Source organism: Streptomyces sp. LS1784 (assembly GCF_020103755.1).
Classification (GTDB): domain Bacteria; phylum Actinomycetota; class Actinomycetes; order Streptomycetales; family Streptomycetaceae; genus Kitasatospora.
In genome coordinates this window covers 1-7,213 of record NZ_JAHSQD010000418.1, presented here as the reverse complement: position 1 = coordinate 7,213, position 7,213 = coordinate 1, and the positions used below count along the sequence as shown (strand labels likewise).

The following is a 7,213-nucleotide window of genomic DNA, read 5'->3' as shown; positions in this document are numbered from 1 at the left end:
TCGGCCCCGCCCCGACCCAGCCGACCACCCCCGGCCAGGCCGCCATCCTCGGCATCACCTGCGGGCTGGTCCTGCACGGCAGGGTCGGGCACGCCTCCCTGGTGGTCGAGCCGACCGGGCCGGTCGGCCGCCCCGGCAGCACCTCGGGCGAGGACGAGTTCCTGGACCTGCTCCAGGACGCCGGCTTCCAGCCCGTCACCCACCTGGACGAGACCCCGGATCAGCTGCCCGGCTGGTCCGTCCTGGTCGCGATGGGCAAGCTGCACGCGATCCTCCAGCCCGCCGCGGCCGGCGGCAGCACCGGTTGGTGGCAGGCGCACCAGCCACTCCAGGTCACCGACGCCTGGCGGATGGCCGCGAGCCAGCTCTCCGAGGTGACGATGTACGCCGTACCGGCCGGCATGGTCGGCCGCCAGCCCCGCGAGGACCTGCTGCGCCAGGCACTGGAACGGGCGGTGGCGCTGGGCCAGGTGGTGGCCGCCTCCCTCCCGCTCGCCGGCACCTGATCCGTCTCCGCGCCCCGACCCGCCGGAAGGCTGCCTCCCACCCCCACGGCCGCCTTCCGGCGGGCGTGTGCCCACCACACCCCGGCGTGCAGCCCGGACCACACCCCGGCGCACCTGCCCCTCCGCGCTCCGGCGCGTCGACGCACCCGCACCCCCATATCCCGCATCCCCCGCCCCTCTCGCTCGTTGGCCCCTACGTGTACAGCTACGACGTCTCCGCGTCCCCCGGCCGGTCCGCCACCGCCTCGCGCTCGATCCCGGGCATGCGCCCGTCGTACGACGCCGAGCATCCGCACTCCACCACGCCGATCTACGACGAGCTGTACTCCGAGTTCCGGCGCCTCTTCCGCGCCCTGCCCGGCGACCGCTCGGGCGAGGAGGGCCTGAAGTTCACGGGCTTCGCGGTCCGCGACGGCTACCCGCTGCTCGGCGAGCAGCGTACGTACCCGCCCCAGCAGCAGGCCTTCCACACCCTCGCGGGCCAGGCGCCGGGTCTCCCCCAGTTCGTGCCGGGCCCCCAGCACCACGGCTCGGGCGCCACCGGTGGCCGGCAGCACGGCCACACCGGTGCTCAGCAACACGGCCACGCCGGCGGCCACACCGGCACCCACGTGACCGCCGACACTCACGCCGGCACCCACGCCGGCAGTCACACCGCCGACAGCCATAACACCGGAAGCCACGCCGGCGGTCACACCGGCAGTCACACCACCGGTCACCACCGCGGCCACTCCGCCGGCCACCCCGAGCCCGCCGCTCCCACCAACGACGGCCCCGGCCACACCAACGCGACCCCCGACCCGGCCCAACCCGCCGCCCCGGCCGCCCAGTTCACCAACGGTCAGGGCTGGATCGCGGCCGGCTACCTGGGCGCGGCCCCGCACCCGATGCCGGTCCCCGCGCCCGCACCTCCGGCACCGCCCGCACCCTCCCCGGTGATGGGTACGGCCACCGGTCTCACCGCCGCCCCGTCCACCGGCGGCCGCCACCGCCAGATGCTCTCCCTGCCCCCGGGCTCCAGCGCCGACCACCGCTGACCCCGCGACCACCACCCCGAGCACGAAACCCGGCCCACGCCCCGCCGAGCAGAAAACCCGGCCCACGCCCCAAAGACGCCGGAGGGCCCCGCCACGATGGTGGCGGGGCCCTCCGGCTGTCGGTCGGCGGACCGACCACTCCTGTCTACTTCTTCTTGCGCTTCTCCCGGACCCGCACCGAGATCGAGATCGGCGTCCCCACGAACCCGAACTCCTCGCGCAGTCGGCGCTCGATGAAGCGCCGGTAACCGGCCTCCAGGAAGCCCGAGGCGAACAGCACGAAGCGCGGCGGGCGGATGCCCGCCTGGGTGCCGAACAGGATGCGCGGCTGCTTGCCGCCCCGGATCGGGTGCGGGTGGGCCGCGACCAGCTCACCGAGGAAGGCGTTCAGACGCGCGGTCGGGATGCGGGTCTCCCAGCCCTCCAGCGCGGTCTCGATCGCCGGGACGAGCTTCTCCATGTGCCGGCCGGTCTTGGCCGAGACGTTGACCCGCGGGGCCCACTGCACCTGGACGAGGTCGCGCTCGATCTCGCGCTCCAGGTAGTAGCGGCGTTCCTCGTCCAGCTGGTCCCACTTGTTGTAGGCGATGACGACGGCGCGCCCGGCCTCGACGGCCATCGAGATGATCCGGGTGTCCTGCTCGGCGAGGGTCTCGCTGGCGTCGATCAGGACGACCGCGACCTCGGCCTTCTCCAGCGCGGCGGCGGTGCGCAGCGAGGCGTAGAAGTCGGCGCCGGCGGTCAGGTGGACCCGGCGGCGGATACCGGCGGTGTCCACGAACTTCCAGGTCTTGCCGCCGAGCTCGATCATCTCGTCGACCGGGTCGCGGGTGGTGCCGGCCAGCTCGTTGACGACCACGCGCTCCTCGCCGGCCACCTTGTTCAGCAGGCTGGACTTGCCGACGTTGGGCCGGCCGATCAGCGCGATGCGGCGCGGGCCGCCGGGGGCGGCGTCGCCGAAGGTCTGCGGCGGGGCCTCGGGCAGCGCGTCCATGACGGCGTCCAGCAGGTCGCCCGAACCGCGGCCGTGCAGCGCGGAGACCGGGTACGGCTCGCCGAGGCCGAGCGACCACAGGTAGGCGGCCTCGGCCTCGGTGGACGGGCCGTCGACCTTGTTGGCGCACAGGACGGTCGGCTTGCCGGCCCGGCGGATGATCTTGATCAGGGCCTCGTCGGTGTCGGTGGCGCCGACAGTGGCGTCCACCACGAACAGCACCGCGTCGGCCTGCTCGATGCCCAGCTCGGCCTGGGCCGCCACCATGGCGTCGATGCCGAGGACGTCGATCTCCCAGCCACCGGTGTCGACCACCTTGAAGCGGCGGCCGTTCCAGCTGGCCTCGTAGGTGACCCGGTCGCGGGTGACGCCCGGCTTGTCCTCGACGACGGCCTCGCGGCGGCCGATGATGCGGTTCACCAGAGTCGACTTGCCGACATTCGGGCGGCCGACCACGGCGAGCACCGGCAGTCGGACGTGCTCGGCGCCGTCCACGGCGTCGAGGCCGTCGAGGTCGAAGCCCTCCTCGGCGGCAAGTGCCATGAACTCGGCGTAGTCGGCGGCGTCCAGCTCACCGTGGTCGGTGGCGGAGTGCTCTGCGGTCATGTTCGTCTGTTCCGTTTCCCGGCACGGCCCTTCCCAGGGGCGTGCCGTGCGTACCTGCCCCGCTCGGGGCAGCGCGATGGTTGGCTCCGCGGCACCTCGACGGCCCGCGGTTCACTCGTTGGTCGGCCCGAGGGTGGTCGGGCCGGTCCTGATCGGACCGACGGCAGCCGGTCAGACCGCGGACAGTCCGGCCCGTTCCTCCACCAGCCCGGCGATCCGGTCGATCACCTGCTCCAGGGTGAGGTCGCTGGTGTCCACCCGGACCGCGTCCGCGGCCTGGGTCAGCGGGGCCGTCTTCCGGGAGGAGTCGGCGGCGTCGCGGCGGGCGAGGTCGGCGGCCATCGCGGTGATGGTCGCCTCGTCCACGCCCTTGGCGCGCAGCTCGGCCGCACGGCGCGCGGCCCGGGCCTCCTCGGAGGCGGTCAGGAAGACCTTGACGGTGGCGTCCGGGAACACCACGGTCCCCATGTCCCGGCCCTCGGCGACGATGCCGCGCTCGGCGACCTCGGCGCAGCCGCGCTGGAGCTCCACCAGCCGGGACCGCACGGCCGGCACCGCGGACACGGCGCTGACCTTGGCGGTCACCTCGGGGCCGCGGATCGGGCCGGACACGTCCTGGCCGTCCACCGTGATGGTGGGGCCGTCGGCGTCGGTGCCCGAGACGATCACCGGCTTGCCGCACGCGACGGCCACCGCCTCCGGGTCGTCGACATCGACCTCGTTGACCAGCATCCACCAGGTCATCGCCCGGTACATGGCACCGGTGTCCAGGAAGCTCAGGCCCAGCCGGGCGGCAACCGCCCGCGAGACGGTCGACTTGCCGGAGCCGGAGGGCCCGTCGATGGCGACGACGACCGGGGCGTGCGCTCGGTCGGCAGTGTCCACGGGCGAACCTCTCTCTGAGCATGGGAGCCGGAGCCTGGGCAGGCGGGCGGCCGGGGATTGTCTCCCTCAAGGTTAATGGACCGCCGCCGTGACCCGTTCCGCCGCCGTCCGAGCCCGACCGGTCGCCCCAGAATAGTCGATCCCAACCAGTCGACCCTGAGCATCCGATCCCGAGCAGTCAGCCCCGAGCAGTCAGCCCCGAGCAGTCGGCACTGACCAGTCGGCACCGACCACCAGGCCCGGCCCAGCACCCAGCCCCGTCACGCCCCGTCACACCCCGCCCCGCCGCTATTCCACCGCCTCCAGCACCGCCGTCCCCAGCCGCGGCCGCAGGTACTCCCCGTCCCGTTCGACCCCGAGCACCCGGCCGACCAGCACCATCGGCACCTCCCGCCCGAGCACCTCCCACACGAACGGCACCCTCGACAGGTGCGACGGGAAGTCGTTCACCTCGAACGCCTCCTGGTGGTACTCGCGGCCCGCCGCCTCCCGCCAGTCGAAGGAGCGCCGCAGCCTGGGCCCGTCCGGCGTCTGGGTGTGGGCGAGGAAGGCGGTGAGCCAGCCGGTCACCCGGGGCCCGCCGGACATCGAGCGCCACTTGAACAGCGAGCGCCAGAACTCCTCGTCCACCGGCCCGCCGGCCGCCGTCGCGGCGATCTCGTCCACCACCGGCCGCAGCTGCGCGAACCACGGCGCCAGCCAGCCGAAGTGCCGCGCCAGCGCGCCCACCCCGGCCGCCAGCCGCGCCCAGTCCCCGACCGTGCCCTCCAGCCGCACCCTCGGGATGCCGCAGCGGGTCTCCCAGCGGAAGTCGTAGTACGGGCTGACCACGTCCATCAGCGCCACCAGTGCCGAGGAGGCGTCGTCCGGCGTCGTGGTGGAGAAGTCCGGTCGGAACAGGTCCACCAGCTCCGCGCCGACGGCCGCCGCGAGCGGCTCCCGCACCAGCCGGACCGAGCGGGACCAGTCCGGCTCCGACCGGTCCACCGACGGCCCCGCCAGGCTGTCGTCCCGCACCACGATCGGGGCCCGGCCCTCGCCGGCCGCACCGAACAGTGCCCGGTAGCGCGGCGGGTACATCCGTACGTGCACCGCGACCTCGTACACCACCGCGTACCAGAGCACGTCCGGGGACAGGCTCAGCGGCAGGTGCTCGGCGAAGGCGGCGTGAGCGGCCCGCAGCAGCAGGCTGAAGGTCGGCTCCGGCTCGGCGCACTCCGGGTACGGCGGTACGGGCCGGGGCCGCTCGCACATCGTCTCGACGCTGCGGTGGCGGATCAGGTACCGCCCGCCCAGCACCGCCCGCAGGAACCGCTCGTTCCCGAGGTCCACCAGGTCTCCGGCGGACCCGTGCCCGGTCTCCCCCAGCGGCACGTCGACGATCACACCAATCCCCTCCCCGGAACGCCCCTCCAAGGAACGCCCCGCCGGAAACCGCCCGCTCGCCGACAGCCGCTCGCTCTCCCCGGCCGCCCGCAGCGCGGCCTCAGTCCCGGACGCTCCAGCCGCTCGCCCGCAGCGCCTTGGTCAGCCGCTTCACCGCCGCCGGCGCCACCGACAGCTGCACGAAGCCGACCTGCTGCCCGGTCGAGTGCTCGATGACGACGTCCTCGATGTTGACCCCGGAGTCGCCGACCTCACCGAACAGCCGGCCCAGCTCGCCCGGCTGGTCGCCCAGCACGACCGCCACGGTCTCGTACCGGGTGGGCGGCGCACCGTGCTTGCCCGGGATGCGGGCCTGGCCGGTGTTGCCGCGCCGCATGACCGCCTCGATCCCGGCCGCGCCGGCCCGGCGCTCGCTCTCCTCGGCGGCCGCCATGGCGCGCAGCGCGGTGACGGTCTCGCCGAGGTCGCGGGCCACCCCCTCCAGGACGTCGGCGACGGCGCCCGCGTTGGCGGAGAGGATGTCGACCCACATACCGGGGTTGGAGGCGGCGATCCTGGTGACGTCGCGCACGCCCTGGCCGGAGAGCCTTATGGCGGTCTCGTCGGCGTTCTCCAGCCGGGCCGCGACCAGCGAGGAGACCAGCTGCGGGGCGTGCGAGACCAGGGCGACCGCCCGGTCGTGCTCGGCGGCGTCCATCACGATCGGCACCGCGCCGCAGAGCGCGACCAGCTCCAGCGCGGCGTTGAGCGTCTCGGTGTTGGTGTCGCCGGTCGGGGTGAGCACCCAGGGGCGGCCCTCGAAGATGTCCGCGCGGGCGGCCAGCGGGCCGGATCGCTCACGGCCGGCCATCGGGTGACTACCGATGTAGTGGACGGTGTCACAGCCGAGCTCGGCGATCTCACTGCCCGGGCCGGCCTTCACGCTGGCGACGTCGGTGTACCAGTGCGCCAGGTTGCGGCGCTGGCAGTCGGCGAGCACCTTGCCGACCAGCGCGGGCGGGACGGCGATGATCGCCAGGTCCACCGGGCCGTCGACCGGGTCGGTGATGCCCGCGCCGAGCGACTCGGCGGTGCGGGCCGCGTCCGGGTCGGCGTCCTCCAGATAGACGGTCAGTCCGCGAGCGGTCAGCGCGAGCGCGGCGGAGGTGCCGATCAGTCCGGTGCCGACGACGACGGCAGTGCGCATGGCGGGTCGCTCTCCTCATCACGATTCTCGACAGGTGCCGGGACCGTCCGGGAGCACCCGCGCCCCATCCTCCCTCATCCACCCCGGCGAAGTCCCCACCCGCCGCCCGGCAACCGGAACGGCGGACCCGGCAGCTACCGGCGCCGGCAACCGCGACGGGCCCGCCCCCGTCCCACACAGTGCACACGCCGTACCCGGAAATCCTGCGACGCCCGCCCCGGAGCCGGGCAGACTGGCCGACCGGGGCAGGGCGCGGGCAGCACGGAGAAACCGGACCACGGCAGGACAGCACGACAGCGGACCGAGCAGGCGCGCGGCCGAGCCGGAGACCCGCGCGGCACGACGAACGCCACGCAACAGGCGCCACACAACGGGCGCTGCACAACGGGCGACACGCGAACGAAGGGGTTGCGCATGGACGATCAGCACAGCGGCCGGAGCGGGCAGTCGAAACCGCCGGCCGTACCGGCCCACCCGTCGGTCCTGGACTCCGTCGTGGTGTACGCCGAGGGCGCGGTGTGCCGCCGCCGGGCCACCGTCCCGGTCCCGCCCGGCGGACGGCTCCGGCTGACCGGCCTGCCCGCCGCCCTGGACGGCCGCTCGCTGCGCGCCC

Annotated in this window: 6 protein-coding genes and 1 pseudogene; 3 read left to right on the top strand and 4 right to left on the bottom strand. The window is 74.3% G+C overall.

From position 1 onward, the window contains the following. Together KS423_RS33190 and KS423_RS33185 are read left to right on the top strand one after the other, a co-directional pair. A pseudogene (locus KS423_RS33190) lies at nucleotides 1-506 on the top strand (hypothetical protein); the annotation flags it as partial. A 197-nt stretch (nucleotides 507-703) separates the two neighbouring features. Beyond that, nucleotides 704-1,543, top strand: a complete 840-nt coding sequence (locus KS423_RS33185) for a hypothetical protein (RefSeq protein WP_224283468.1) — start codon at nucleotides 704-706, stop codon at nucleotides 1,541-1,543. Between the two features lie 145 nt (nucleotides 1,544-1,688). Here the strand turns inward: KS423_RS33185 and der are convergent, their stop codons facing one another. The 4 genes from der to KS423_RS33165 all read right to left on the bottom strand — a co-directional run bounded on the left by der (nucleotide 1,689) and on the right by KS423_RS33165 (nucleotide 6,600). Continuing rightward, a complete protein-coding gene (der, locus tag KS423_RS33180) occupies nucleotides 1,689-3,143 on the bottom strand; it encodes a ribosome biogenesis GTPase Der (RefSeq protein ID WP_224283467.1) in 1,455 nt (484 codons plus the stop codon). 171 nt (nucleotides 3,144-3,314) lie between these two features. Then, complete coding sequence (cmk, locus tag KS423_RS33175; protein ID WP_224283466.1) at nucleotides 3,315-4,028, bottom strand: (d)CMP kinase; 714 nt, start codon at nucleotides 4,026-4,028, stop codon at nucleotides 3,315-3,317. 288 nt (nucleotides 4,029-4,316) lie between these two features. Next, the gene (locus KS423_RS33170; RefSeq protein WP_224283465.1) at nucleotides 4,317-5,414 is read right to left on the bottom strand and encodes a DUF4419 domain-containing protein; all 1,098 of its coding nucleotides are present in this window, start codon (nucleotides 5,412-5,414) and stop codon (nucleotides 4,317-4,319) included. Between the two features lie 100 nt (nucleotides 5,415-5,514). Beyond that, nucleotides 5,515-6,600, bottom strand: a complete 1,086-nt coding sequence (locus tag KS423_RS33165; protein WP_224283464.1) for a prephenate dehydrogenase — start codon at nucleotides 6,598-6,600, stop codon at nucleotides 5,515-5,517. Between the two features lie 414 nt (nucleotides 6,601-7,014). Here KS423_RS33165 and KS423_RS33160 point away from each other — a divergent pair. Next, on the top strand, nucleotides 7,015-7,213 hold a 199-nt coding region (locus KS423_RS33160; RefSeq protein ID WP_224283463.1), incomplete at its 3' end, for a DUF4140 domain-containing protein.